Source organism: Rhizobium sp. AC44/96, from assembly GCF_001692185.1.
Taxonomy (GTDB): domain Bacteria; phylum Pseudomonadota; class Alphaproteobacteria; order Rhizobiales; family Rhizobiaceae; genus Rhizobium.
In genome coordinates, this window is record NZ_LXKO01000010.1 from 52,226 (window position 1) to 75,843 (window position 23,618).

Sequence of the window (23,618 nt, forward strand, 5' to 3'; positions counted from 1 at the left end):
CATGAGCGGCGGTCGAGCCGAACTCACGCATATCGATGCCTCGGGAGAGGCACGCATGGTCGATGTCGGTGACAAGGCCGAGACGGTGCGTGTCGCGACCGCCGAGGGCTGCGTGAAGATGGCGCCGGAAACGCTTGCGCTGATCCGCCAAGGCAACGCCAAGAAAGGCGACGTCATTGGCACCGCACGTCTTGCGGGCATCATGGCGGCCAAGCAGACCAGTAGCCTTATTCCTCTCTGCCATCCCCTCATGTTGACCAAGGTTTCGGTCGACATCACCGAGGACGACAATCTGCCGGGGTTGCGCGTGACAGCAACCGCTAAGCTGACCGGGCGAACCGGCGTCGAAATGGAAGCGCTGACGGCTGTTTCCGTCGCCTGCCTGACGATCTACGACATGGCCAAGGCCGCGGACCGCACGATGGAAATCGGCGGCATCCGGCTGCTTGAGAAATCGGGCGGCAAGTCCGGTGATTTCCTGCATCCGGAGCATTCGAAATGAGCCTGATCCCGGTCGCGGAGGCGCAGGAACGGCTGCTGTCGCGGGCTCGACCGATCCAACTGTCGGAGTCTGTTGCGCTTGCCGCAGGCGATGGGCGCGTGCTTGCGGAGGATTTGGCCGCGAGACTGACGCAACCGCCCTTCGATGCCTCGGCGATGGATGGGTACGCCTTGCGGCATGCGGATGCAGCGGAACCCGGCGCTGCACTGGCACTCATCGGAACATCGTCAGCCGGCCACGGCTTCGATGGCACGATCGGCGAAGGCGAGACGGTTCGCATCTTCACCGGCGCTCCGGTTCCAGCAGGTGTCGACAGCGTGCTGTTGCAGGAGGATGCCGAGAAGGTCAATGGCGGCATACGGACGAACTATCCGGTGCGCGAAGGCCAGCATATCCGACCACGCGGACAGGACTTCGTGGAAGGAGAGACCGTTCTCCCGGCCGGCACCGTGCTCGATTTTTCCAGGCTGACAGTAGCGGCCGGCATGAACCACGCGACGTTGCCGGTATTGCGCAGGCCGCTGGTCGCCCTTCTTGCCACCGGTGACGAATTGCTGCCTCCGGGAAGCACGCTTGCGGACGCGCAGATCATCGCTTCAAGCACCTTCGGCATCGCGGCGCTCGCCCGCAAGGCGGGCGCGGAGGTCCTCGATCTCGGCATTGTACCGGATGACACGATAGCGATCACAGAAGCCGTCTCGCGGGCACGAAATGCAAAAGCGGACGTCATCGTAACACTCGGCGGCGCATCCGTGGGTGATCATGATCTGGTGCAGGCAACGCTGCTTGCGGCGGGCATGAAGCTTGATTTCTGGCGCATCGCCATGCGGCCCGGCAAGCCGCTGATGGTCGGCAGCCTCGGAGAGACCCATGTCCTCGGTTTGCCGGGCAATCCCGTCTCCAGCCTCGTGTGCGGGCTGCTCTTCCTCGAGCCACTGATCCGCAAGCTGGCAAGCCTGCCTCCAGTCAAACGAGAGGCAACCGCAGAGAGCGCAGTGGTATTGCGCGGCAATGACCAGCGCCAGGACTATGTTCGGGCGCGGCTGACGCGATCCCCGTCCGGCTCGCTGCTCGTTGAGCCCTTCAACAAGCAGGACTCTTCGATGATGAAGATCTTTGCCTATGCCGATTGCCTGATCGTGCGCCCGCCGCATGCGGCTGAACTTCCGGCTGGCAGTCCCTGCCCTGTCATACTCTTGCGTCCAGACCTTATCGGCTGACCTCTCCAGGTCGTGGTATGGTCTTGTCATCGGATTTCAGCACAACGACCGGAAGAGGGCGATGACCACCACGCAACAGCCAGTACGCGATACACAGTCGATGGTATCAGGCATGAGGCCGAAGCTCGTCGAGGGAGAGTTCATATTCTGCACCATGAGAGACGAGCACCTGGCGGAACGCATTGGCGATATTGCCATGGCGCGGTTTCGCGAAGATGAAGGCATCTCGTTCATCATCGAGAGAAACCAAGCAGCCGAGATGGGTTTCGACTGCAGCCTGCCGATGCGCCGGATCATCCTCGAGGTCTTCTCCTCGCTGGAAGGCATTGGATTGACAGCGGCGGTTGCCACGGCCCTCACCGCCCATCAAATCCCCTGCAACATGGTGGCCGCCTATCACCACGACCACGTCTTCGTGCCCGCGGACATGGCCGGCACGGCGATCGATGTTCTGCGGGAATTGCAGCAATCCGCCACCTCGGCAGGGTTCGGCCGCTAAACCCGCTGGTCGATGGAGAACACGCCGCTAACTTTTGCGGTATTCTGTGCACCATCGCCGAAGTCAGCTACCGCGTACTCGGCGATCAGACGCAGTTGCTTCGTGGGCAATGGCGCGCGACGCGGATCTCCAATAAGCACATCAATCCCCGCTGACGCGCACCTGCCAAAAAAAGGCAATGCACGATCCGCCAACCGGCGATCATAGAACACATCGCCTGCGAGAATGAAATCGACGTCCGGCGGTTCTCCGGAGAGCATATCCGTCTGTATCGCTTCGATGGAAAGCCCATTTGCCTCGGCATTGAGGGCGATTGCAGCGATGGCATTCGCGTCGATGTCAACGGCCTTGACGGCAACAGCACCGCACCTGGCTGCGGCGATTGCGACAATTCCGGAGCCCGCCCCAAGATCGAGGACGCGGCGTCCCCGGACTAGTGCCGGATTTGCGAGGATATGATGCGCGAGCACGGCACCGCCTGCCCAGCAATAGGCCCAATAGGGCGCTGGATCGTCATCACATTTAGCAAGCCGCGAGAGGCCGCTGCCGGGATGAGCCATGTAGAGCGATATGCCAGACAAGCCTGGCACCGGCTGGAGGCGCAGGTTCGCCTGAATGAAAGCCCGAACATCCTCGGCGAATGGCTTCATTCGCTCAATAGTTCTTCATCGCAAGATGCGGAATCCCGGCGTCCAGAAACTCGTCGCCGTAGGCAACAAAGCCGAGCCGCTCGTACAGCCCCACCTTGTCGCTCTGGGCCGTCAGGTAAAACCGATTGCCGCGGGCCGCGCGATGTTCGGTCATCGCATAGTCCATCATTCGACTGGCGATGCCCTGCCCCCGCCAAGCCATCGCAACGGCCACGCGCCCGATCTTGACGTGTTCCTCCGCGTGGAGCACGCGGAGTGTGCCGCACACCTCGCCCGCTGCCAATGCAACGACGTGATGTGCGGTCAGGTCGTAAGTATCGAACTCTTCGTCCGGCGGAACCTTCTGCTCGGCAATAAAGACCTCGCGCCGAAGCTTGAAACCTTCGTTGCAGAGGGTGCTGAAGAGCGGAACCGTCAGGATCACTACGTCATTCATCACATCCTCCTTTGCGCCGGTGAGACGTTACAGACGTCAGCCCTTCTTCTTCGTGAATTTCGGCTTCGGACCGTTGGACGGCTTGCCCTCGAATTTGGGTTTACCTTCGAATTTCGGCTTGCCTTCAAACTTTGGCTTGCCGGACTTCTTCGCCCACGGCTTGCTGTCACGCCGATCGTCGTTGGGTCCCTGTGCAGGAGCAGCGTCACTGCGCGGGCCCTTCTTGAAACCATCCTTCGGACGTTCGTCGCGACGGTCATCGAAAGTCTTCTTGCCGGCATAGGGCTTCGGCGCGGAAGGCCGGCTGTGGAAGTCCGGCGTGCCGTTCAGCTGGGTGACACGAATGCCGCGCTCGAGAGCCTTGTTGGGTCCGATCGCCTGCAGGAAGGCATCCGCGCTGTCAGCGGCGATCTCCACGAAGGTCTCGTCCTGCTGCATCTTGATTGCGCCGATCTCGCGCTTGGTCACGTTGCCGTTGCGGCAAAGCATTGGGATCAGCCAGCGCGGCTCAGCGTTCTGCTTGCGGCCGACGGAAACAGAGAACCAGATGCTGGCGCCGAAATCGTCGCGTGGGCCTTTCTGGCTGGGCTCGCGTGGCCCATCGGCGTTGTCGCGGCGCTTGCGACCACGGTCGTCCTGCACGGCCACCTCGATGAGGTCCTCCGGTGCGGACTGATTGGAGCGGTACAGATTGACGAAGGCGTTGGCGAGCTTCTCGGCGCCATGCGTGTCCAGCAGACGCTTGACGAGCTCCTGCTCTTCTTCGCGCGGTGCTTCGGCGAAAATCGGGTCGGCCAGCAGACGCTCTTCATCGCGGCCGATCACCTCTTCTGCCGACGGCGGGCGACCCCAGGCCGCAGCAATGCCTGCGTTGTCGAGCAACCGCTCGGCCTTGCGACGAGCGTTCAGCGGTACGATCAGAGCGCTTACACCCTTACGCCCGGCGCGACCGGTGCGACCGCTGCGGTGAAGCAGCGTTTCCGGATTGGTCGGAAGGTCGGCATGGATCACAAGATCGAGGCCGGGAAGGTCGATGCCGCGTGCGGCAACGTCGGTTGCAATGCAGACGCGGGCACGGCCATCGCGCATCGCCTGCAGCGCATGGCTTCGCTCGTTTTGCGTCAACTCACCCGACAGGGCGACAACGTTGAAATTGCGGTTGTGAAAGCGCGCCGTAAGGTGATTGACCGCCGCACGCGTCGAGCAGAACACGATCGCATTGCTTGCTTCATAGAAACGCAGGGCATTGATGATCGCGTTCTCACGATCGCTCGGATGAACGACCAGTGCGCGATATTCGATGTCGACGTGCTGTTTTTCTTCGGTGGTTGTGGCGATCCGAACGGCGTTCTTCTGGTAGCTCTTCGCGAGCTTGGCGATCGCGGCCGGGACGGTTGCCGAAAACATCAGCGTGCGCCGATCGTCCGGCGAGGCTTCCAGAATGAACTCCAGATCCTCGCGGAAGCCGAGGTCGAGCATTTCGTCGGCCTCGTCAAGCACGACGGCCTTGAGCGACGACATGTCGAGCGCTCTGCGGCGGATGTGGTCGCAAAGGCGGCCAGGCGTGCCCACGACGATGTGCGCTCCACGCTCGAGCGCGCGGCGCTCGCTGCGGATATCCATGCCCCCGACGCAGCTGACGATCACGGCGCCGGTGATTTCGTAGAGCCATTCCAGCTCACGCTTGACCTGCAGCGCCAATTCGCGTGTCGGCGCGATCACCAGTGCCAGCGGCTGTGCCGCCGGCTCGAAGCGATCTTCGCCGTCCAGAAGCGTCGGCGCCAGCGCAAGGCCGAAAGCGACGGTCTTGCCGGAACCGGTCTGAGCCGAAACCAGGGCGTCCGACTCGGCCAAGGCCGGATCGAGCATGGAATTTTGAACCGGGGTCAGCTCGGTATAACCGCGCTTCACCAACGCCTTGGCGATCGCCGGAACGACGCCGTTGAAATCTGTCATCTTGTCTGTCTTTCGGAATTTTCACGCGCATATTGCGCAGTGGCCGGAACCAGCCGGCTGAAAAGTTGCGCCGTTCCTACTTCGTCGGCGGACAAATGTCAAAGCGGATGTCCCTTCCATAGCCAAACATCGACGCTTTCGCTGCGGCCGCGGATCGGCACCTGCGCTGGACCTTCAAGTTGACCGGAGCGCAATGGGGCGCTGTCGGCGCCTGCCGCGTCCATCAGCGTTGCACTCAGCGCCAGCTCCGCACCGCGCGCGGCCGCCACTTCCATAAGGCGGCTGGCGACGTTGACCGTATCACCGGTGGCGGTAATCTGTCGGCGGTTGCCGGTGCCAAGACGCGACGCCACCACCGGCCCGTAGTGCGCACCGACCTTGAAACCGATATTGCGACCATCCAGTATCGGATGTGTCGCAAGCCAGGGACGCATCCGCGCACACAATTGCACGGCGCAGGCCGCCGCCCGCCCTGCATCATCGCTGGCCGGCTGTGGCAAGCCAAACAGAATCATGGCGCCATCGCCCATGAAACTCGTTATGGCGCCGCCGTGTGCGCGCGCCTCCTCATCGACGATCTCGAAGAATCCACTCAGCACGTCGCGCACATGCGTGACGCCAATTGCCTCGCTCAGACCCGTGAAGCCGGACAGGTCGATGAAGACCACCGCAGCATCCTGGCGAACGGGATGCGCGAGGAAGCCCGGGTCGCGCGCGAGCCATTCCCCGAGCCCGGGCGCCTCGATCCGCTGCAACAGGTCGCTTTGCGCCGCAAAGTGCGACGCTTGGCGCCTGTCAATCCAAAGCTCCCCGGCGCCGAACAGGAGAATCGGCGGTAGAGCCGCAGCGATCGGCAGCGCTGCACTGAACCAATAGCCTTCCGCGAAAGCGAGCATGTTCAATGCGCCCCAAGCAAGCACGAGGGCGATGATCGTCGCATAGCCGACGGCGCTGCGGCGCCAGGCGAGGAGACCGAGCAGCAGGATCGGCAGAACGACACAGATGATGGCATCAAAGCGACGAATATTGCTATCGCGGATGATGCTGTCGCCTGCGATCAGATGCGTTGTTGCCGTCGACATCACCTCCACGCCTGGCAGAACCGGATCGAAGGGTGTCGGGAAGACATCACCACCGCCGGCGACTGTCGAGCCAATGACGACCACCCTGCCCTCGACCGCCTTTGCTTTCAGTTTTCCGTCAAGGGCGTCCATCGCGCTGTAGGTCGGAATGGTGCCCTTGGGCCCGTAGAAGGTGAGCGGCAACCGTTGGCCCGTATCGGTCGGCAGGTGCCGATCGCCAAGCGCGAGGCCGCCAGGCACGAAGACGGGATTGATCCCGAGCGCAAGCGACGCGACCCTGAGCGGGAACGATTGATCGACGCGATCCGGCCCGCGCGAAATCAGCGGGACGTAGCGCGGTATTCCGGTCTGATCGGTCGCAAGATTGACGATGCCGACGGCCGCGACGTCAGAGAAGCGGGTAAGTGGCAACAGCAGCTGGTTGGCGACAGGTACCGCAGACAGCGGATCATTGGCGTCGCTTGTCACCGATTGGGTACTTTCCGGAAAGACGCCTGCTCCCGCGATAACCGCCGGTGTCTCCTGTAGCGCCAGTGCAAGCGCGGCGTCATCAGCGTCAGTACCGTGATCGACGAGCAGCAAGTCAAGTGCCACAACCTTCGGCTTAAGCGAGGTGATGGCGTCAACCACGCGCGCCAACGTGGCCCTGTTCAGCGGATAGCCGTGTGCCGCGGCCGTGCGATCATCGATTGCGACGATGCTGACGATCGGAGGCGGTGTCCGGGCGCCGATCGCAATGCTCCTGATATCGGTGAGCAAAGCCTCCATGCGGTCGAGAAAGCCCGCGTTTCCACTGAGGTGCAACGACGCAAGCAGGCTGCTCCAAAGCAGTGAGAAGACAATGGTGACGGTGACCAGAAGCCGTTTGGCATTCATTGGGAGTTACTGGCCAAGGCGCGCGAGCAAGGCCGCCGATCGTGCCGGCGGCCAGCGGCGGACAGTCAGCGGGCCGCTGCCGGAGGAGACGTCTACGCCCTCGCCGACCGAGAGCACGACGGAGGCGCGCGATGCGGGTCGAGCGACGGCGACACGCCCGCGTACGACCAAAACAGACGTCGTGCCATTCTTGACGTCAACCGCCCATCGCGTTCCGCGGACGGCGGCAATGGCTTGCGGCGTCGTAACGTCAAAGCCATTCGGGTGCTTCTGGCGGTCGACGTCGACGAGAACAGCCTTGCTGCGGAGCGATAGCGCATCTACGCGGCCATCGCGGTCACGGTCGACCAAATTGAAATGCGCACCAAGCTCAGCGGTGACGACGACGCCATCCGGGCAGCGGATGATCTGTCGGGGCGGGCCTGCAATGCGTTGCACGGTGCACCCGCCCTGCTGTGCCAGCGCGACATCGGGTGCGGCGACATAGATGGCGCCAAGGCTGGCCACAGCCCCCAGCAGGATATTCAAGAATACGCGCATATCCGTCTCCCTACCATGTGCACCCAGACGCTCATCTGCATGACACTATCTGCCAGAGATGAGCTGATGAAAATCGATATTTTGGCATGCTGGCGTAACCGCCTTGATGACGACCTCGCACTCTATCCGCGTGTGGTGATAGCGCCTGCCGCGGGGCTGCCAACGCCACCAAAGGTAGCAACAAATGAAGATTGCAACATTGATTAATATTTAGCGAAAACTTTACACACCACCCTTAGATTTCGCCCGGCGTGCAATGGGGTGCGCAGTATCGATTATCGGGGGCTTTCTATGGTCGGGATTCTATCAGGCATCGGCTCGTCTGCCGTACTGGAAGCGCTCAACAAGTCGCAGGCAATCATTGAATTCGACCTCACCGGCAAGATCCTGACCGCGAACGAGAATTTCTGCAGAGCCGTCGGCTACCAACTGAGCGAGATCATCGGGAAACATCACCGGATCTTCGTTGATCCCGCCGAGGCAGCCACGAAGGCCTATGGCGATTTCTGGACGAATCTCGGCGCTGGCCGGTTCGACCAAGGCCAGTACAAACGCGTCGCCAAGGGCGGACGGGAAATCTGGATCGAGGCCAGCTACAACCCGATCTTCCGTGGCAAGAAGCCAGTCAAGGTCGTGAAATTTGCGACGGACATCACGGCCGCCAAGAAGCAAAGCGCCGAAGATCGCGGAAAGTTGGATGCCCTGTCACGCGCGCAGGCGATCATCGAATTCACGCCGACAGGTGAAATCATCACAGCCAACGAGAACTTCCTGGCGACGCTCGGCTACTCTATGAACGAGATTGTCGGCAAGCACCATTCGATGTTCTGCGAAAGCGATTATGCGAGCACACCTGACTATCGGAAATTCTGGCGTGATCTTGGTGCCGGCACGTTCGCCAGCGACCAATTCAAACGCGTCGCCAAGGGCGGCCGGGCCGTCTACATTCAGGCGTCCTACAATCCCATTCTCGACGCCGCCGGCCGCGTGTTCAAGGTCGTCAAGTTCGCCACTGACGTCACCGACCGCATGAAGGTCGTCAACGACCTCGGCGCCGGGCTTGCACGCCTCTCCGAGTGCAATATCCGCCAGACGATCGACGAGCCTTTCGCCGGCGAGTTCGAGGTCCTTCGCCGGGACTTCAACACGTCGATCGGGGCGTTCCAGGAAACACTGGCCAAGGTGCTGGGTCAGACCAATGTGCTGAACGGCAATAGTCAGGAGATGCGCCACGCGGCCGAGCAACTCTCAGAGCGGACCAAGGAACAGGCGACCTCGCTGGAAGAGACCTCAGCGGCTCTCGAGGTGGTGACGGCAACGGTGAAATCGTCGACGCAGAACACGCAGGAAACCCGCAAGCTCGTGCAGAGTGCCATGGCATCCGCATCGGCTTCGGCCAATGTCGTACGCGAAACGATCACCGCCATGCAGCGCATTGCTTCCGCGTCCAAGGAGATCGGGCAGATCATCGGCGTCATCGACGAGATCGCGTTCCAGACCAACCTGCTGGCGCTCAACGCCGGCGTAGAGGCTGCGCGTGCCGGTGAAGCCGGTAAGGGCTTTGCGGTCGTTGCGCAGGAGGTGCGCGAGCTTGCGCAGCGTTCGGCCAAGGCCGCCAAGGAAATCAAGGGCCTGATTCAGAACTCCGGCAAGGAAGTTGACGAAGGCGTTCGCCTCGTCGATGCAACAGGTTCGGCGCTGAACGAGATCGAAACCTTCGTCGCGTCGATCGATGCGAATACCAGCGCCCTCGCCACGGCTGCCGCGGAGCAGTCCACGGGCCTCTCAGAGATCAACAATGCCGTTTCGCAGATCGATCGCATGACCCGGCAGAACGCCGAAATGGTGAAGCGAACGACAGGCATCAGTGCCGAGCTGGCAGCCGGCGCGGCAACCCTTGCCGAACTCGTCAACCACTTCAAGCTGAACAGACGCGCCGCCATCCGCGAGCCAAGCGCGCCCGCCGCACGGCGTCCGCAGCAGGCCGCATAAGGCCAGGAAATCAGCACCCAAAACAAAGCCGCCTGCACCAATGATGCAGGCGGCTTTTTCGATTCAGCCAGTGTTTCGTTCACAAAGGCGGTCGCCCGCCCTGCTTAGACCAGACGGCTCTGCTCGGTCGCGGCTTCGATGAAGCTTGCGAAAAGCGGATGCGGATCGAGCGGACGGCTCTTCAGTTCCGGATGGTACTGGACGCCGATGAACCACGGATGATCCGGATACTCGACCGTCTCAGGCAGAACGCCATCCGGCGACATGCCGGAGAAGACCAGGCCGCAGTTTTCCAGGCGATCCTTGTAGTCAACGTTGACTTCATAGCGGTGGCGGTGACGCTCGGAGATATCGGTCGAGCCGTAGATGTCGGCGATCTTGGTGCCCTTCTTCAGGGCTGCCTTGTAGGCACCGAGACGCATCGTGCCGCCGAGGTCGCCTGCAGCGTTGCGCTTCTGCAGCTCGTTGCCCTTGACCCACTCGGTCATGAGGCCGACGACCGGCTCCTTGGTCGGGCCGAACTCCGTCGAGGACGCATGCTCGACGCCAGCCAGATTGCGGGCTGCTTCGATCACCGCCATCTGCATGCCGAAGCAGATGCCGAAATAGGGAACCTTACGCTCGCGGGCGAAGCGTGCCGCATGGATCTTGCCTTCGGAACCGCGCTCGCCGAAACCGCCAGGAACCAGGATCCCGTGTACCTTTTCAAGGTACGGCGCCGGGTCTTCCTTTTCGAAGACTTCCGATTCGATCCACTCGAGGTTGACCTTGACGCGATTGGCAATGCCACCGTGGTGCAGCGCTTCGATCAGCGACTTGTAGGCATCCTTGAGGCCTGTGTACTTGCCGACGATCGCGATCGTCACTTCGCCTTCCGGCGTGCGGATGCGATTGCAGACCTCTTCCCAGGAATCAAGGCGCGGCTTCGGAGCCGGCTCGATGCCGAAGGCGGCCAGAACTTCGTTGTCGAGGCCTTCCTTGTGGTAGGCGATCGGCACGTCGTAAATGTTTCCGACGTCGAGCGCCTGAATGACGGCCGATGGACGGACGTTGCAGAACAGCGACAGCTTGCGGCGTTCCGCTTCCGGAATTTCGCGATCGGCGCGCACCAGCAGGATGTCGGGATGGATGCCGAGCGCCTGCAGTTCCTTGACGGAATGCTGCGTCGGCTTGGTCTTCAGTTCGCCGGCCGCCGGAATGTAGGGCATCAGCGTCAGGTGGACGTAGATCGCGGTGCCACGCGGCAGGTCGTTGCCGAGCTGACGGATCGCTTCCATGAACGGCATCGCCTCGATATCGCCGACCGTGCCGCCGATTTCGCAGATGACGAAGTCGTAGTCATCATTGCCTTCGGTAACGAAGTCCTTGATCTCGTTGGTGACGTGCGGGATGACCTGCACTGTCGCGCCGAGGTAGTCCCCGCGGCGTTCCTTGTCGATGATGTTCTTGTAGATGCGGCCGGTCGTGATGTTGTCCGTCTTGGTCGCGGAACGCCCCGTGAAGCGTTCGTAGTGACCGAGATCGAGATCGGTTTCGGCACCGTCGTCGGTGACGAAGACTTCGCCGTGCTGGGTCGGGCTCATAGTGCCCGGATCCACGTTCAAATAGGGGTCAAGTTTGCGTAACCGCACCCGATAACCACGGGCCTGCAGCAACGCTCCGAGAGCCGCGGCCGCAATTCCTTTACCGAGAGAGGAAACCACGCCGCCAGTGATGAATACGTATCGCGCCATGGGAGTCACCGGATACCTTTTCAAAAACGATTCCACCAGCCCAAAAATTCATTTCCTGAATTTTTGGTGCCAGCGTGAAATCTGAACAAAAGAAAACCGGCAGACCCAAGGGCCTGCCGGCGGTTTATCTCTTCTGCCGCTTACTGTCCGCTTGGGGCAGTCGCGGGTGTCTGCGCCGGAGCAGCGGGCGTGGTCGCCTGCGGAGCTGCCGGAGCGGTCTGAGTAGCAGGTGCAGCAGGAGCCGTCGCCGCAGGCGCGGTTTCGGCAGCCGGTGCTGCGGGAGCAGTTGCAGCAGGCGCTGCCGGGGCGGTCGCGGCTGGTGCAGCAGCCGCCGGAGCAGCCTCACCACCGGTCGGAACGCCGTTGCCTGCCGGGGCTGCTGGTGCTGCCGGAGCGGCCGCGCCGTTCTGGCCGCCGAGAGAATCGAGGATGCCCTTGCCCTGGCCACTCGTTGCCGGGATCCGGTTCAGAATATCCGTCGGACGGGCTTCGTAGCGGTTCAGGATGCCGAGACCGAGCGACGTGATGAAAAACAGCGTCGCGAGGATTGCGGTCGTACGGGTCAGCGCATTGGCCGTGCCGCGTGCGGACATGAAGCCCGAACCGCCGCCGATGCCGAGACCGCCGCCTTCCGAACGCTGGATAAGCACGACGCCGACAAGCGCCAGCACGATCATGAGATGAATGACAATCAATACGGTCTGCATGGGTCCAGTCCTGCCCACGCATAGCGGGCATAAAGTAAAATTCTGGCGCTCTTTACATGAGGTAATCCGCTATTCCAAGCCCTTCGGCCCGGAATATACACGGCTCTAAGCAAGCAACGCTTCGTATGCGCCGTAGATGGCGAGGAAATCCGTGGCTTTCAAGCTCGCACCGCCGATCAAGGCACCATCGACATTGGCGACGCCCATCAGCTCCCTGGCGTTGCCGGGCTTGACCGAACCACCATAAAGGATGCGGATCTTCTTGCCGTTGTCGCCAAAGCGGGCGACGAGCTCGGAGCGCATGAAGGCATGTGCCTTCTCCACGTCTTCCACGGTCGGCGTCAGGCCCGTGCCGATCGCCCATACGGGTTCGTAGGCAATCACGGTGTTTTCGGGCGTTGCGGTCTCCGGCACGGAGGCCGAAAGCTGTCGCTTGATGATATCGAGCGTCTGACCGGCCTTGCGCTCGTCGGCCGTCTCGCCGAGGCAGATGATGGCGGTGAGTTCGGCGGCAAAGGCGGCCTCGGCCTTGGCACGAACCAAATGGTCCGTCTCGGCATGGTCGGTGCGGCGCTCGGAGTGGCCGACGATGACGTAGGTGCCGAAGCAATCGGCGATCATCTCGGCGGAGATATCACCTGTATGGGCGCCCGACGGGTTCTGGTGGCAATCCTGCGCGCCGATCGCAAGCGGGCTATCGGTGCAGAGCGCGGTCGCAACATAAAGTAGCGTTGCAGGAGGGCAGATCAGCGCTTCCACCTTCGCGGAGAGTGGGCCTTGAACACCCTCGGCGATCGCCTTGATCTGATCGAGGGAGGCACGCGTGCCGTTCATTTTCCAGTTTCCCGCCACCAGTGGGCGTACGTCAGGGGTCATGCCAGCCATCCAATTTTCATATATTGAGCGGCCTTAGCAAAAGCCTGCGAGAATGAAAAGGTTTTGGACCCTTACGTAAGGGAAATAGGGGCAATTTGGCGCGCAAATGCTTAAAATTTGGCGGCCGTGTTGCCTAAAGGCTGACGTGAGGGGCCGGCGCGCCTACCTCACGAGGCAAGGATCCAGTTCAAGGCCCGGCGCCAGTCGATCATCCGGATCGGCGTGCCGTGGTTGCCTGTCTGGTAGAGTGTGAAATGCGTGGGATAGTTTGCCTTCAAGAGCTTCTCGAAGAGCGCCTGCTGGTCGGTGGCGGCATATACAGGGTCACGGCTGCCATGAGCGAACCAGAGCGGCAGCTTTGACTTGTAGAACGGGCTCTTGGCGAAATCAGGATCGGCGACACCGCTCATGATCACCATGCCTTTCAGCCGCTTCACGCTTTCGGGATCGCGACTGATGCCCCAGCAGATCTGGCTGCCCATCGATGCGCAGGTGAGTATCACCGGCTTTCCCGGCGATTGTTCGCTTGCATAGCGGATCAGCCCCGCGATCGCCGCTACACCGTCGCTGTCGAAAGACTTGACTGATGGCGAGTAGTAGACGCCCCCGTTTCCTGCGACCAGGTTCTTCAGACGATTGAAGTTGCCGCCGAAGGTGTAGTCGTTGGCGCCGAGACGCCTGTCGCCGTTGCGGCCATGGATGAAGATCACCGTAAATCCCGCCGCGGAAGCCGGTCCCACCCTGGTGACATCGAGCTTGAGGCCGCCAAGCGAAAGGGTCTCGTCCGTCTGGCTCTTGCGCACACCGAGGGAAACATATTTCTGCTGGGTGCGCTTTTCGGGGATCTGATCGCGACCGTTGATATCGCGCATCTCGTCGTATTCGATGACCTCGAAGGCGCCGCCGTCGCCGGTCTGAAGCACTTTTTGTGTGGAAAACAGATCGTCCTTGAATGGCGGCAAAGCGTCCGCAGCCCAGACCTGATCGGTCGCCATCATGAAAAAGGCCGCAATTACGGCCATAATGGTGCAATGACTTGTGGACATTCGCATGTGCATGGTTCCCTGATGCGTCTGGCCGCTTGCCATTCCGCGCCCTGCAACGCAAATCATTTCCTGAGAAAGTCCGTCACATCAGGACGGCGTCGCGTATCGAGATGCTTTCTGGCAAACTTTGCTTGATTCGCAAACGTGACATGAAATGCGGTGATTTTGGGTCAGGCTCAATCTTGAGCGGCTCACCCACGACGAGATGAAGATCTGAACGGCCCCATGGACGATAACAACGACCTCTTTTCCGGATTGCCCCTGACACAAAAGCAGGAGGAGGCACCAAAAGCCAACGAGCCGGCTGCAACGCAAGCCATTGCCGCCTCCGTAGCCCCACCCCCTGCCCCGGTGTCGCGCCCCGCGCCGGCCAGTTCGACGTCGGAAGACTATGGCGCATCGTCGATCCGCGTTCTCGAAGGCCTCGAGCCGGTTCGCATGCGCCCCGGCATGTACATCGGCGGCACAGACGAAAAGGCCTTGCACCACCTGTTTGCCGAAGTCATCGACAACTCGATGGACGAAGCTGTCGCCGGGCATGCCAACTTCATTGAAGTCCACCTCGATCGCGAAGGCTTCCTGACGGTCAGCGACAACGGCCGCGGCATACCGGTCGAGAACCATCCGCAGGTCCCGGGCAAGTCGACGCTCGAAGTCATCATGACCAAGCTCCATGCCGGCGGTAAGTTCGACGGCAAGGCATACGAAACGTCAGGCGGTCTGCACGGCGTCGGCGTGTCTGTCGTCAACGCGCTCTCCGATGTCCTGGAAGTTGAAGTTGCGCGCAATCGCAAGCTCTATCGCCAGCGTTTCTCGCGCGGCATCCCGCAGGGTGGTCTTGAAGAACTCGGCGACATCCACAATCGGCGCGGCACACGCGTGCGCTTCCATCCCGACCCGCAAATTTTCGGCGACCACGCCAAGTTCGACGCAGGGCGCGTGTTCCGCATGGCCCGTTCGAAGGCCTATCTCTTCGGCGGCGTCGAAATCCGCTGGAGTTGCGACGAAGGCGTTCTGCCGCAGGGCTCAGAGGTTCCTGATAAGGCGGTGTTCCATTTCCCGGGCGGCCTGAAGGACTATCTCCAGGCGACCATGGGCAAGGAATTCACCGTCACCCGCGAAATCTTCGCCGGCAAGACCGAGAAGACCAGCGGCCATGGTTCGCTCGAATGGGCAATCACCTGGTATGGCGGCGATCCGCAGGTTCATTCCTACTGCAATACCATTCCGACGCCCGAGGGCGGCACGCACGAAGCGGGACTGCGCATAGCGCTCACCAAGGGCCTGAAGGCCTACGGTGAACTGACGCAGAACAAGCGCGCGGCGCAGATCACCACGGATGACGTGATGATCTCTGCAGTGGGCATGCTGTCCGTCTTCATTCGCGAGCCTGAGTTCGTCGGCCAGACGAAGGACAAGCTGGCGACGGTCGAGGCGCAGCGTATCGTCGAAAACGCGCTACGCGATCCCTTCGACCACTATCTCGCCGACAATCCCAACGAGACGGCCAAGCTGCTCGACTGGGTGATCGAACGCGCCGAGGAACGGCTGCGGCGCCGCAAGGAAAAAGAAGTCAACCGCAAGACGGCGGTGCGCAAGCTCCGTCTTCCCGGCAAGCTTGCCGACTGCGCCCAGAATACGGCGCAGGGTGCCGAACTCTTCATCGTCGAAGGTGACTCGGCTGGCGGCTCCGCCAAGCAGGCGCGCAACCGCGCAAACCAGGCGATTCTCCCGCTTCGCGGCAAGATCCTCAACGTCGCGAGCGCCGGCCGGGAGAAGCTCGGCGCCAACCAGCAGCTCACCGATCTCGTGCAGGCGCTCGGCTGCGGTACACGGTCGAAATACCGCGAGGAAGACCTCCGCTACGAACGCATCATCGTCATGACCGATGCCGACGTCGACGGCGCCCATATCGCATCGCTGCTGATCACCTTCTTCTATCAGGAGATGCCCGAACTTGTGCGCGGCGGCCATCTGTTCCTCGCTGTTCCGCCACTCTACAAGATCACGCAGGGAGCCAAATCGGCCTACGCCCGCGATGACGCGCATCGGCAGGAACTGATGGAAACCGAATTCAAGGGCAAGACCAAGGTCGAAATCAGCCGCTTCAAAGGTCTCGGTGAAATGCTGCCGGCCCAGCTCAAGGAAACCACGATGGACCCGAGCAAGCGCACCATGCTGCGCGTGCTGATCGACGAAGTGGATTTTGAAGGCACGCGGACGGCCGTCGACGACCTCATGGGGACGAAGCCGGAAGCTCGCTTCCGCTTCATCCAGGATCGCGCGGCCTTCGCCGAGAACCTTGATATCTGAGGTTCAGTCGAGCTTCACTTCGATCACGGTCTTCACCGAATTGGCGAGGAAGCAGAGTTCGTGTGCCTCGTGGTGCATGGCCTCTTCGGCCTCTCTGCTAGGCGCGTCGCCGGAATAGGTGACGCTCGGCCGCAGCTCCACACGGCTTACCATCGTCCTTCCGTCGACCTCCTCCATCAGGCCGATCGCATCATCGACGTAGCTGTCGATTCCGATGCGTTTCCTGGAGGCCAGCCAGAGATAAAAGAGCATATGGCAGCTTGAGAGTGCTGCCACATAGGCCTCCTCGGGATCGACATTCTCCGCTACCGCGTAAGGCAACGGGACGTTGTGCGGCGACGCGGAAGCCGGGATGGTCAGACCGCCGTCGAACGTCCATTCGTGCCCACGGCTGTAACGCCCACGAAGGAAATCATCGTCGCCCCGCATCCAGGCCACGCGTGCAGAGAAACTCGTCATCGTCATTATCCCTCGCGCGTCAGCCGCGCCGTTGTCTGTTGCAGATGTCGCGAGAGCGCCAAGGCCGCCTCGTCGGTGTCCCGTCGTTCGCATGCGGTGATGATGTCGCGATGCTCGGCGTGGAGGATGGCACGATCGTCGGAGCCTTTTGGCTGGCGCGTATAGGCCCGCCGCGATTCGCGGCGCAGTTCCTCGATCATGCTGAGAAGTCTGGCGTTGGCGCAGCGACCATAGAGTGCTTTGTGAAAGGCGATGTCGAGTTCCTCCAGCACGGAGGGATCCTCCTCCTCGATAAGGTCCTCGTTCAGGCGCCTCGTCTTGCGTAGATCGCTGTCGGTCAGTGCCGACATCGACGCGCGCAATGCGGCGGTCTCCAGGGCCGCGCGGATTTCGGCAAGCTCGCGAGCCTCTTCGCCATTCAAACCCGATACCGCAAGGCTCCTGTCCGGACGGCGGCGCAGTAAACCGATGGCAAGCATTCGGTCCAGCGCCTGGCGTACAGGTTGGCGGCTAACGCCGAAACGCTCAGCGAGCACTTCCTGTTTCAGGACGGTCCCTGCGGGAAGCAGCCCGCTTTCGATCTCCCGTCGGAGTTCGGCGATGATCATATTTGTATCCATGGATCCAAATTATACGGATAGTTTGGCCTTGGCAACAATCCGGAAGGATTTCTGTCTTAGTGATTGCAGAAAGCGCGGGTATGAAGCCTAGTGTGGATATGTCGGGGGCGACAGCGAAGGCTCGGGCTCGCATAAATTGGCGGCTGTGCTTGCGTGGCGTGTGCGCATGGCCCATATCCATAGGAAACAATACGGGGGAAAAAGACGACGTGAGCCTTCCGACCAACAATGTCCAGAGAGAGTCACGGTGGCTCGGGCCATCCACTCCTGCGCGCACGCCGCTGATCCCCTCGATCTCCGCCGCGCGTTGGCTCCTGATCCTTGTCGTCGCGGCAGGCGTCTATTTCTTCTACGGCTTCCTCGTCCCGGTGCTGGCGGCGCTGGTCATCGGCTTTGCAAGCTGGCCGCTCTATCGGCGGCTGCTCAGCAACGTCGGCGGCAACACGACTGTCGCCGCGACCATTGCGATTCTCCTGATCGTCACCTTCCTCGTGATCCCGATCGTTCTGGCGGTGAGCTACACCACCGGCGAGGTGCGCGAATGGGTCGCATGGCTGATCCACGCCAACCGGTTTGGCGCCCCCACGCCGCAATGGATCCTCGCCCTGCCCTTTGCCGGCCCCTATCTCGATGAATTGTGGACCAAGTACATCGGCAGCCCTGGAACCATGGGCGAAGTCATACAGGCCGTCAGCGGTGCTCATATCGGCAATATCTATCGCGCGGTACTCGCCGCGGGCGGCGGTGCGTTCCACCTGCTACTGACGCTGCTGTTCATGCTGATCGCGCTGTTCTTCGTCTATCGCGACGGATCGTCCTTTTCCGGCCAGATCGATATGCTCGGCGAACGCATCCTGCCCAACCGCTGGGAGCGGATCTCTCGTGTCGTGCCGGCGACGATCAGTTCCACCGTCATGGGTATGACGCTGATCGCAATCGGCGAAGGTATCGTGCTTGGCGTCGCCTATTGGATCGCGGGCGTGCCCTCGCCCGTGACGCTTGGTGTGCTGACGGGCATCATGGCGCTCATTCCGGGCGGCGCGCCGCTGTCGTTTACGTTGGTCTCGATCTACCTCGCCGCCAGCGGCTCTCACGTCGCCGGCATTGGCCTCTTCGTCTGGGGAACGGTCGAACTCTTCATCGTCGACAAGACGCTGCGCCCGAAGCTCGTCGGCGGCCCGATCAAGCTGCCTTTCCTGCCTACCTTCTTTGGCCTGATCGGCGGCGTGAAGACGATGGGGTTCCTCGGGCTGTTCATCGGGCCTGTCCTGATGGCGCTTCTGGTCGCCATCTGGCGCGAATGGATGCACGAGGTCCGCAACGCCGACAAGGGCGAGATCGGCCCGCAAGTCATGATCGACGAGCCGGCCCCGGCACCCCCACGCGCAGCGGACGGCTGATCAGGCGATCCGCTTTTCCATGAAAAGGCTGAGCGGGTCGGGCAAATAGCTGCCAAACGGCTCGATCTCGATATAGCCGTACTTGCGATAGAGACCGATCGCTTCCGGCTGGTAGATACCGGTTTCCAGCTGCACGGCGGTCAGCTGCTTCTCGCCAGCGAGCCCCTCCAGGGCATTCATCAGCTTGCTTGCAACCTTGAGGCCGCGTGCCTCAGGATCGACAAACATGCGCTTGATTTCGGCTGTGCCGTCTCCGGCTTCAACCAGCGCACAGCATCCGACGACCTCGTCGCCATTGCGGGCCACAAAAAAGCTCACCGTGGGCTTCTCCAGGGTGGAGAGGTCAACGAGGTGGTTGCTTTCCGGGGGATAGAGCGATTGTGCGTAAGCGTCCGACAATTCAAGCAGGCGGACGACGCCGTCCTGGCGCGGCGATTCGAGAGTGATCGTAACGGACACTGGATTTCCTGTCTCTGCACTTGGCGCGGCGTCGCCGCATGACGAAAAGTTAATGCAGCAGCCTTCTTTCGGTTGAAATTGCTGCCTCTAAGGGAATCCGGAGATTCAATATCGTAAAGGCGCGACCATGCAAGCTGTTCTCATTGCAATGACAATTCTCGGATGCAACGACTCGGTGACACAGTGCAACTATGTCGCCACCGTCGAAAAGCACTGGGAAACCGTTGCGATGTGCGACGCCGAGTCTGAAACGCAGCTGAAGCATTACACCAATATCAGCTATCCGACCGTGATAGCCGTCTGCGAACCACCGAAGGCCGCCACCCCTCCGGCAGCGCCCGAGATTGCATCGGTGCCCGCTCCGGCCCCGACGCCTGCGCAGGCACCAGCCGATTCAACTGCCGAAAGCGGCGTCTCCGGCTTTGCCGACAGGATCGCAGCCAAGGTGCGGTCACATCTGCCTTCTGGTCATGCGATGAAATCGGCACTTGCCACGCCGGTGCACTTCGTTTCGGGAGGTTACTCGTGGGTCGTGAAGCGACTGGCTGACTAGGCGGCAGCTAGGGCCGTCAGATGTGCATAGCCGCGAGCGGATTGCCGCTGCTCGGCTATGTGAAGCTTCTCGACCATATCGAGCAATTCCCGTACCGCTCCGTGTGCGCTATCGCGATTGCGGAAGTTTTCGAGAAGACGGCCACAGACATTGGCAAACATCGTTCCCGATGCCTTTCTGGAGGCATCGCGCCACAGCAGCGTTGCCTCGACGAAGATGACGCTGATCTCGCGGGCAAGCCCGGCGCTTTCGTAGAGCGCCCGGACAGCATGCACGCGGCCAGTCGCCAGTATCGACCGGGCGCGGCGTTCATCGCAGCCCGTGAGATTGACGATGGCGCCTGCAAAAAATTCCACCTTGCCGGCGCAAAGCGCATGCATCAGGAACGACGGTGTCAACCGGCCGTTCGCGCGCAGATGCTCAACTAGACCGGCGACCTCACGTGGTGCAATTTCGCCTGCGATCGAAACGATCGCGGTTTCCGTCGCCTCCCGGGCGATGCGACGAAGGCGATCCACGCCGATCGTCACCTGCGCCAGCGGAAGACTGACCAATGCTTCGCTGATATGCTGGGTCAACAACTGCCGCGCGTCCGCCGGGAGATCGGGGCGCTCAAGGAGGATGTTGCGGATATCGCAGCAATCACCAAGACGATCGGCGATCCGCTTCAGCGAAGCGGGAGCGATCGCCGCACCCTCGTTCTCGAGAAGGCAAAGAACGTCTTCTTCTTCGCCGATTTCCGCCAAGGCCGCCGAGACCGGACGCGAAACAACGGCACGAGCGGCAATCAACATGCGGGTAATGACATTGCCGCGCGCTGCGAGATCGACAAGATCGGAGTCCGACAGCAGCGGCGAGCAGGTAACGGCATGACAAGCGATTTCCGGCTGGTCACCTGCCAGTGACATGATGACCGCACGCGGGGCCTCCGGCGACCATGCGATCGCCTCAGCCAGAGCAAGGCGCACCTTCGGCGATGGATCATCAAGCAGGAAGGTCATCGCCATCTCGGCGGCATTGCGCTCGTCAACCGACATTTCGGACTGCAGATAGGCTCTGCCGAGGGCATTTGCCGCCCGCGCCCTGTCTCCGGCCTTGGCGGTCTCAACCCAACGAAGAAATGCCTCTACGATCACCGCGAACCCCAATTCTCAAACGCGATTCCTTCGCGTTCCAGTCGTTGAGAATTACGGTAGCCGCAAAAAGTTTATGATTGGTTCACCATATCCATTAATGCCTTCCGGCAGCGCTGTCAGACCTTAGGCCGGAACATCTCGAAGACTTCGCTGCCCTCGCTGTAATCCATGTAGCCCATACGAGCCACCGGGCGGGCCAGCGCCATGTCGAGTCGACCGTTGCGAACAATCGCCTCATCGATATGGATACCGATCACCTGGCCGAAGACCATGACGTTCTCCGACGGTTCGCCGGATAGCGACTTCGGCTCGATGATCTCCGTCACCTTGCATTCGAGCACGGCAAAGGCTTCGGCAACGTAGGGAGCATCCACCAACTCCCCTCGCCTTGCCGTCAGCCCGGAAAGCGCGAACTCATCGACGCCGTAGGGTACGGTCGCTGACGAGACGTTCATCTTCTCGACCAAGTTGCGGCTGACGAAGTTGCAGGTGAATTCGCCCGTTTCAGCCGCATTTCGCTGGCTGTGCTTGCGGCCGGCCGACGAAAACATCACCAGTTTCGGCCGGTCCGAGATTGCGTTGAAGAAGGAATAGGGCGCGAGGTTGATCGACCCATCCTTGCCCTTGCTGCCGATCCAACCGATCGGACGAGGCGAGACGATCGCCTTGAAGGGATCGTGCGCCAGGCCGTGCTTGTTGGTGTCCGTCGGATAAAACATCAGTCGTCCCCGCCGACCCAGCTGACGGTCTGCGACAACTCCGGACGGGGCCGCTCGACCGGGGGAACGGTCGTCGAACCGATATGAATGAAGCCGGCAACCTTTTCGCCCGGCTGGACGCCAAGCAGCGGATAGGCGCGCTCATTGTAGGCGTACCATTCCGTCAGCCAGTTGGCGACCCAACCATTGGCATTCGCGGAAAAGATGATGTTGAGGCACAGAGCACCGGCCGACATCAGCTGTTCCCATTCGGGAATCTTGACGTGCGGAGCAGCGGTGCTGACAACGGCAACGACCACAGGCGCACGGGTCAGACGGGTGCGTTCCACCTGGATCATTTCGTCTGACAGGTCAGGCTTTATTTCCAGTGCGAGTTTCAGCAGTTCTTCGCTGATGCGCTTACGCTCTTCGCCGCGGTAGACGATGAAGCGCCACGGCGCCAGCTTGCCATGGTCAGGGACACGCGACGCAAGGCGCAGAATTTCCTCGATCTCGGCCTTCTCCGGCCCTGGTTCGCACATCTGGAAGGCGGGAATGGAGCGGCGGACGCCAAGGTAGTCGATAAGCTTGATTTCGGATCTCATACAGAAGAAACTTTCATTTTCATCACAGTATCGGGGATGGGTCTTGAATTTGCCATCGCGTTGGTCTTGAAGTGGCCTCTGTGATTTCAGATGTCAATTGGTTCACAAAACACATGCTCGGCATTTTGCCTTACGCGCGCATGAGCCTTGTTGCCGCCCTCGTCGCTCTGACGCCCCTGGGCGCAGGTGCGCAGGACGCCTTCAAGGACTTCAAGCAGCTCGACACGACGGCAAAGATGCCGAAACTCAATGCCTTCATTGCCCCGGGCGAAGCACCTGCAGGTTCGAAGCTGCAGGAAGTTCAGCTGGAAGCGAAGCTGACCGCCAATGGCGATCCAGTTGCTGACGGCCTGTCCTGGTATGTGTTCAGTCCGATTGCCGGCACCGACGGCAAATTGCCGTTGATCGCCAGCTCGCAGGGTGGCTCGGCCGACTTCCAGCTCGCTCCCGGTGACTACTTCGTCAACGTGTCCTTCGGCCGCGCCGGGGTGACGCGAAAGCTGACCGTGGCCGATAGCGGCCAGGTCGACAAGCAGACGATGGTACTCGAGGCCGGCGGCCTGCTCCTCAATGCCGTTTCAGGCACGGATATGCGGATCCGGCCCGATCAGTTGAGCTTCTCGATCTACTCTGCCGAAGTGCGCGAGGATGGCGAGCGCGGGCTGGTCATGGCTGATGTGCCGCCCAACACGGTCGTTCGGCTCAATGCGGGCACCTACCATATCGTGTCCGAGTATGGTGACATCAACGCGTCGATCCGGGCCGACATCCAGGTCGAGGCCGGCAAGCTCACCGAAGCGACGATCCAGCACAAGGCGGCGCAAATCACGTTCAAGCTGGTTTCCGACCACGGCGGTGAAGCGATCGCGGACACGGCATGGTCCATCCTGACGGCAGCGGGCGACAGTGTCGGCGAAAGCGTAAGCGCCTTCCCGACGATGGTGCTTGCCGAGGGCGAATATTCAGCCGTCGCGCGCAACAAGGACAAGATCTACCAGCAGGACTTCAAGGTCGAGGCGGGCAAGAATACCGACGTCGAAGTCCTGATGAAGGACGCCCAGGCTGACGAACCGGCTGCCGCCGCCAAGACCGTCCAACAGCTGCCGCCCGAACAGGCCGAGCAGTCCGGCCCAAGCGGCGCACAGGCGCCTCTGCCCTCTTATGATCAACTGCAGGACAGTGGGACGAGCGGCACGGACGCTGACTAAGAGTCATCGCCCGATAACGAGTATTGAATCAAAAAGCCCGGCCTGATGGCCG

Annotated in this window: 23 protein-coding genes; 8 read left to right on the forward strand and 15 right to left on the reverse strand. The window is 61.3% G+C overall.

Translation table 11 applies throughout. The annotated features are described in order from the left end of the window. The first annotated feature begins 1 nt into the window (after position 1). The 3 genes from moaC (at position 2) to A6U87_RS10925 (ending at position 2,221) form a co-directional block, all read left to right on the forward strand. Positions 2-502, forward strand: a complete 501-nt coding sequence (gene moaC, locus A6U87_RS10915; RefSeq protein ID WP_065691292.1) for a cyclic pyranopterin monophosphate synthase MoaC — start codon at positions 2-4, stop codon at positions 500-502. Beyond that, positions 499-1,722 (forward strand): gephyrin-like molybdotransferase Glp, encoded by a 1,224-nt coding sequence (glp, locus tag A6U87_RS10920; RefSeq protein WP_065691293.1) that lies wholly within the window; start codon positions 499-501, stop codon positions 1,720-1,722. The genes moaC and glp overlap by 4 nt, the downstream gene beginning before the upstream one ends. A gap of 61 nt (positions 1,723-1,783) precedes the next feature. Then, positions 1,784-2,221: an ACT domain-containing protein gene (locus A6U87_RS10925; protein ID WP_065691294.1), complete on the forward strand. Its 438-nt coding sequence runs from the start codon at positions 1,784-1,786 to the stop codon at positions 2,219-2,221. Here the strand turns inward: A6U87_RS10925 and A6U87_RS10930 are convergent. The 5 genes from A6U87_RS10930 to A6U87_RS10950 form a co-directional block, all read right to left on the reverse strand. Beyond that, a complete protein-coding gene (locus A6U87_RS10930; RefSeq protein ID WP_065691295.1) occupies positions 2,218-2,871 on the reverse strand; it encodes a methyltransferase in 654 nt (217 codons plus the stop codon). The genes A6U87_RS10925 and A6U87_RS10930 overlap by 4 nt on opposite strands. A 4-nt stretch (positions 2,872-2,875) precedes the next feature. Then, on the reverse strand, positions 2,876-3,310 hold the full coding sequence (locus A6U87_RS10935; RefSeq protein ID WP_198928695.1) for a GNAT family N-acetyltransferase: 435 nt from the start codon (positions 3,308-3,310) through the stop codon (positions 2,876-2,878). Positions 3,311-3,343: 33 nt separating this feature from the next. Then, complete coding sequence (locus tag A6U87_RS10940; protein WP_065691297.1) at positions 3,344-5,263, reverse strand: DEAD/DEAH box helicase; 1,920 nt, start codon at positions 5,261-5,263, stop codon at positions 3,344-3,346. A 98-nt stretch (positions 5,264-5,361) separates the two neighbouring features. Then, positions 5,362-7,221, reverse strand: coding sequence for a CHASE2 domain-containing protein (locus A6U87_RS10945; RefSeq protein WP_065691298.1), 1,860 nt, complete (start codon positions 7,219-7,221; stop codon positions 5,362-5,364). Between the two features lie 6 nt (positions 7,222-7,227). Then, complete coding sequence (locus tag A6U87_RS10950; protein WP_065691299.1) at positions 7,228-7,761, reverse strand: FecR domain-containing protein; 534 nt, start codon at positions 7,759-7,761, stop codon at positions 7,228-7,230. A gap of 291 nt (positions 7,762-8,052) precedes the next feature. Between A6U87_RS10950 and A6U87_RS10955 the strand changes: the two genes are divergently transcribed. After that, positions 8,053-9,753, forward strand: a complete 1,701-nt coding sequence (locus tag A6U87_RS10955) for a PAS domain-containing methyl-accepting chemotaxis protein (protein ID WP_065691300.1) — start codon at positions 8,053-8,055, stop codon at positions 9,751-9,753. Positions 9,754-9,857: 104 nt separating this feature from the next. Here A6U87_RS10955 and A6U87_RS10960 read toward each other — a convergent pair whose 3' ends face one another. The 4 genes from A6U87_RS10960 to A6U87_RS10975 form a co-directional block, all read right to left on the reverse strand. Next, on the reverse strand, positions 9,858-11,486 hold the full coding sequence (locus tag A6U87_RS10960; RefSeq protein WP_065691301.1) for a CTP synthase: 1,629 nt from the start codon (positions 11,484-11,486) through the stop codon (positions 9,858-9,860). Positions 11,487-11,626: 140 nt separating this feature from the next. Beyond that, on the reverse strand, positions 11,627-12,193 hold the full coding sequence (gene secG, locus A6U87_RS10965) for a preprotein translocase subunit SecG (RefSeq protein ID WP_065691302.1): 567 nt from the start codon (positions 12,191-12,193) through the stop codon (positions 11,627-11,629). 105 nt (positions 12,194-12,298) lie between these two features. Next, the gene (gene tpiA, locus A6U87_RS10970; protein ID WP_065691355.1) at positions 12,299-13,069 is read right to left on the reverse strand and encodes a triose-phosphate isomerase; all 771 of its coding nucleotides are present in this window, start codon (positions 13,067-13,069) and stop codon (positions 12,299-12,301) included. 167 nt (positions 13,070-13,236) lie between these two features. Next, the gene (locus A6U87_RS10975) at positions 13,237-14,121 is read right to left on the reverse strand and encodes a phospholipase (RefSeq protein WP_065691356.1); all 885 of its coding nucleotides are present in this window, start codon (positions 14,119-14,121) and stop codon (positions 13,237-13,239) included. 219 nt (positions 14,122-14,340) lie between these two features. Here A6U87_RS10975 and parE point away from each other — a divergent pair, with 219 nt between their 5' ends. After that, positions 14,341-16,428 (forward strand): DNA topoisomerase IV subunit B, encoded by a 2,088-nt coding sequence (gene parE / locus A6U87_RS10980; protein ID WP_065691303.1) that lies wholly within the window; start codon positions 14,341-14,343, stop codon positions 16,426-16,428. A 3-nt stretch (positions 16,429-16,431) separates the two neighbouring features. On the opposite strand, the gene A6U87_RS10985 is transcribed toward parE, so the two are convergent. Beyond that, positions 16,432-16,887 carry an OsmC family protein gene (locus A6U87_RS10985; protein WP_065691357.1) on the reverse strand — a complete coding sequence of 152 codons (456 nt, stop codon included), beginning with the start codon at positions 16,885-16,887 and terminating at the stop codon, positions 16,432-16,434. A gap of 5 nt (positions 16,888-16,892) precedes the next feature. Further along, complete coding sequence (locus A6U87_RS10990) at positions 16,893-17,495, reverse strand: GntR family transcriptional regulator (RefSeq protein WP_244499468.1); 603 nt, start codon at positions 17,493-17,495, stop codon at positions 16,893-16,895. Between the two features lie 221 nt (positions 17,496-17,716). On the opposite strand from A6U87_RS10990, the gene A6U87_RS10995 reads away from it, so the two are divergent. After that, positions 17,717-18,907 carry an AI-2E family transporter gene (locus tag A6U87_RS10995; RefSeq protein ID WP_065691305.1) on the forward strand — a complete coding sequence of 397 codons (1,191 nt, stop codon included), beginning with the start codon at positions 17,717-17,719 and terminating at the stop codon, positions 18,905-18,907. Here A6U87_RS10995 and A6U87_RS11000 read toward each other — a convergent pair whose 3' ends face one another. Continuing rightward, the gene (locus A6U87_RS11000) at positions 18,908-19,366 is read right to left on the reverse strand and encodes a GNAT family N-acetyltransferase (RefSeq protein WP_065691306.1); all 459 of its coding nucleotides are present in this window, start codon (positions 19,364-19,366) and stop codon (positions 18,908-18,910) included. Positions 19,367-19,493: 127 nt separating this feature from the next. Here A6U87_RS11000 and A6U87_RS11005 point away from each other — a divergent pair, with 127 nt between their 5' ends. Further along, positions 19,494-19,919 (forward strand): hypothetical protein, encoded by a 426-nt coding sequence (locus tag A6U87_RS11005; RefSeq protein WP_065691307.1) that lies wholly within the window; start codon positions 19,494-19,496, stop codon positions 19,917-19,919. Here A6U87_RS11005 and A6U87_RS11010 read toward each other — a convergent pair. The 3 genes from A6U87_RS11010 to A6U87_RS11020 form a co-directional block, all read right to left on the reverse strand. Further along, positions 19,916-21,055 (reverse strand): DUF2336 domain-containing protein, encoded by a 1,140-nt coding sequence (locus tag A6U87_RS11010; protein WP_065691358.1) that lies wholly within the window; start codon positions 21,053-21,055, stop codon positions 19,916-19,918. The genes A6U87_RS11005 and A6U87_RS11010 overlap by 4 nt on opposite strands. A gap of 116 nt (positions 21,056-21,171) precedes the next feature. After that, the gene (locus A6U87_RS11015) at positions 21,172-21,774 is read right to left on the reverse strand and encodes a flavin reductase family protein (protein WP_065691308.1); all 603 of its coding nucleotides are present in this window, start codon (positions 21,772-21,774) and stop codon (positions 21,172-21,174) included. After that, positions 21,774-22,358 (reverse strand): nitroreductase, encoded by a 585-nt coding sequence (locus A6U87_RS11020; protein WP_065691309.1) that lies wholly within the window; start codon positions 22,356-22,358, stop codon positions 21,774-21,776. Before A6U87_RS11020 ends, A6U87_RS11015 begins: the two co-directional genes overlap by 1 nt. Before the next feature lie 113 nt (positions 22,359-22,471). Here A6U87_RS11020 and A6U87_RS11025 point away from each other — a divergent pair, with 113 nt between their 5' ends. Continuing rightward, positions 22,472-23,566, forward strand: coding sequence for a hypothetical protein (locus A6U87_RS11025; RefSeq protein WP_065691310.1), 1,095 nt, complete (start codon positions 22,472-22,474; stop codon positions 23,564-23,566). The last annotated feature ends 52 nt before the right edge of the window (positions 23,567-23,618 follow it).

Bases quoted from the DNA above. Each gene is read 5' to 3' on its own strand.
- A6U87_RS11020 (WP_065691309.1), bottom strand. From the start codon at position 22,358: ATGAGATCCGAAATCAAGCTTATCGACTACCTTGGCGTCCGCCGCTCC.
- A6U87_RS10955 (WP_065691300.1), top strand. From the start codon at position 8,053: ATGGTCGGGATTCTATCAGGCATCGGCTCGTCTGCCGTACTGGAAGCG.
- A6U87_RS10950 (WP_065691299.1), bottom strand. From the start codon at position 7,761: ATGCGCGTATTCTTGAATATCCTGCTGGGGGCTGTGGCCAGCCTTGGC.
- A6U87_RS11025 (WP_065691310.1), top strand. From the start codon at position 22,472: ATGCTCGGCATTTTGCCTTACGCGCGCATGAGCCTTGTTGCCGCCCTC.
- A6U87_RS10945 (WP_065691298.1), bottom strand. From the start codon at position 7,221: ATGAATGCCAAACGGCTTCTGGTCACCGTCACCATTGTCTTCTCACTG.
- A6U87_RS10960 (WP_065691301.1), bottom strand. From the start codon at position 11,486: ATGGCGCGATACGTATTCATCACTGGCGGCGTGGTTTCCTCTCTCGGT.
- tpiA (WP_065691355.1), bottom strand. From the start codon at position 13,069: ATGACCCCTGACGTACGCCCACTGGTGGCGGGAAACTGGAAAATGAAC.
- A6U87_RS11005 (WP_065691307.1), top strand. From the start codon at position 19,494: ATGCAAGCTGTTCTCATTGCAATGACAATTCTCGGATGCAACGACTCG.
- moaC (WP_065691292.1), top strand. From the start codon at position 2: ATGAGCGGCGGTCGAGCCGAACTCACGCATATCGATGCCTCGGGAGAG.
- A6U87_RS11015 (WP_065691308.1), bottom strand. From the start codon at position 21,774: ATGTTTTATCCGACGGACACCAACAAGCACGGCCTGGCGCACGATCCC.
- parE (WP_065691303.1), top strand. From the start codon at position 14,341: ATGGACGATAACAACGACCTCTTTTCCGGATTGCCCCTGACACAAAAG.
- glp (WP_065691293.1), top strand. From the start codon at position 499: ATGAGCCTGATCCCGGTCGCGGAGGCGCAGGAACGGCTGCTGTCGCGG.
- A6U87_RS10940 (WP_065691297.1), bottom strand. From the start codon at position 5,263: ATGACAGATTTCAACGGCGTCGTTCCGGCGATCGCCAAGGCGTTGGTG.
- A6U87_RS10985 (WP_065691357.1), bottom strand. From the start codon at position 16,887: ATGACGAGTTTCTCTGCACGCGTGGCCTGGATGCGGGGCGACGATGAT.
- secG (WP_065691302.1), bottom strand. From the start codon at position 12,193: ATGCAGACCGTATTGATTGTCATTCATCTCATGATCGTGCTGGCGCTT.
- A6U87_RS10925 (WP_065691294.1), top strand. From the start codon at position 1,784: ATGACCACCACGCAACAGCCAGTACGCGATACACAGTCGATGGTATCA.
- A6U87_RS10990 (WP_244499468.1), bottom strand. From the start codon at position 17,495: ATGATCATCGCCGAACTCCGACGGGAGATCGAAAGCGGGCTGCTTCCC.
- A6U87_RS10975 (WP_065691356.1), bottom strand. From the start codon at position 14,121: ATGCGAATGTCCACAAGTCATTGCACCATTATGGCCGTAATTGCGGCC.
- A6U87_RS10930 (WP_065691295.1), bottom strand. From the start codon at position 2,871: ATGAAGCCATTCGCCGAGGATGTTCGGGCTTTCATTCAGGCGAACCTG.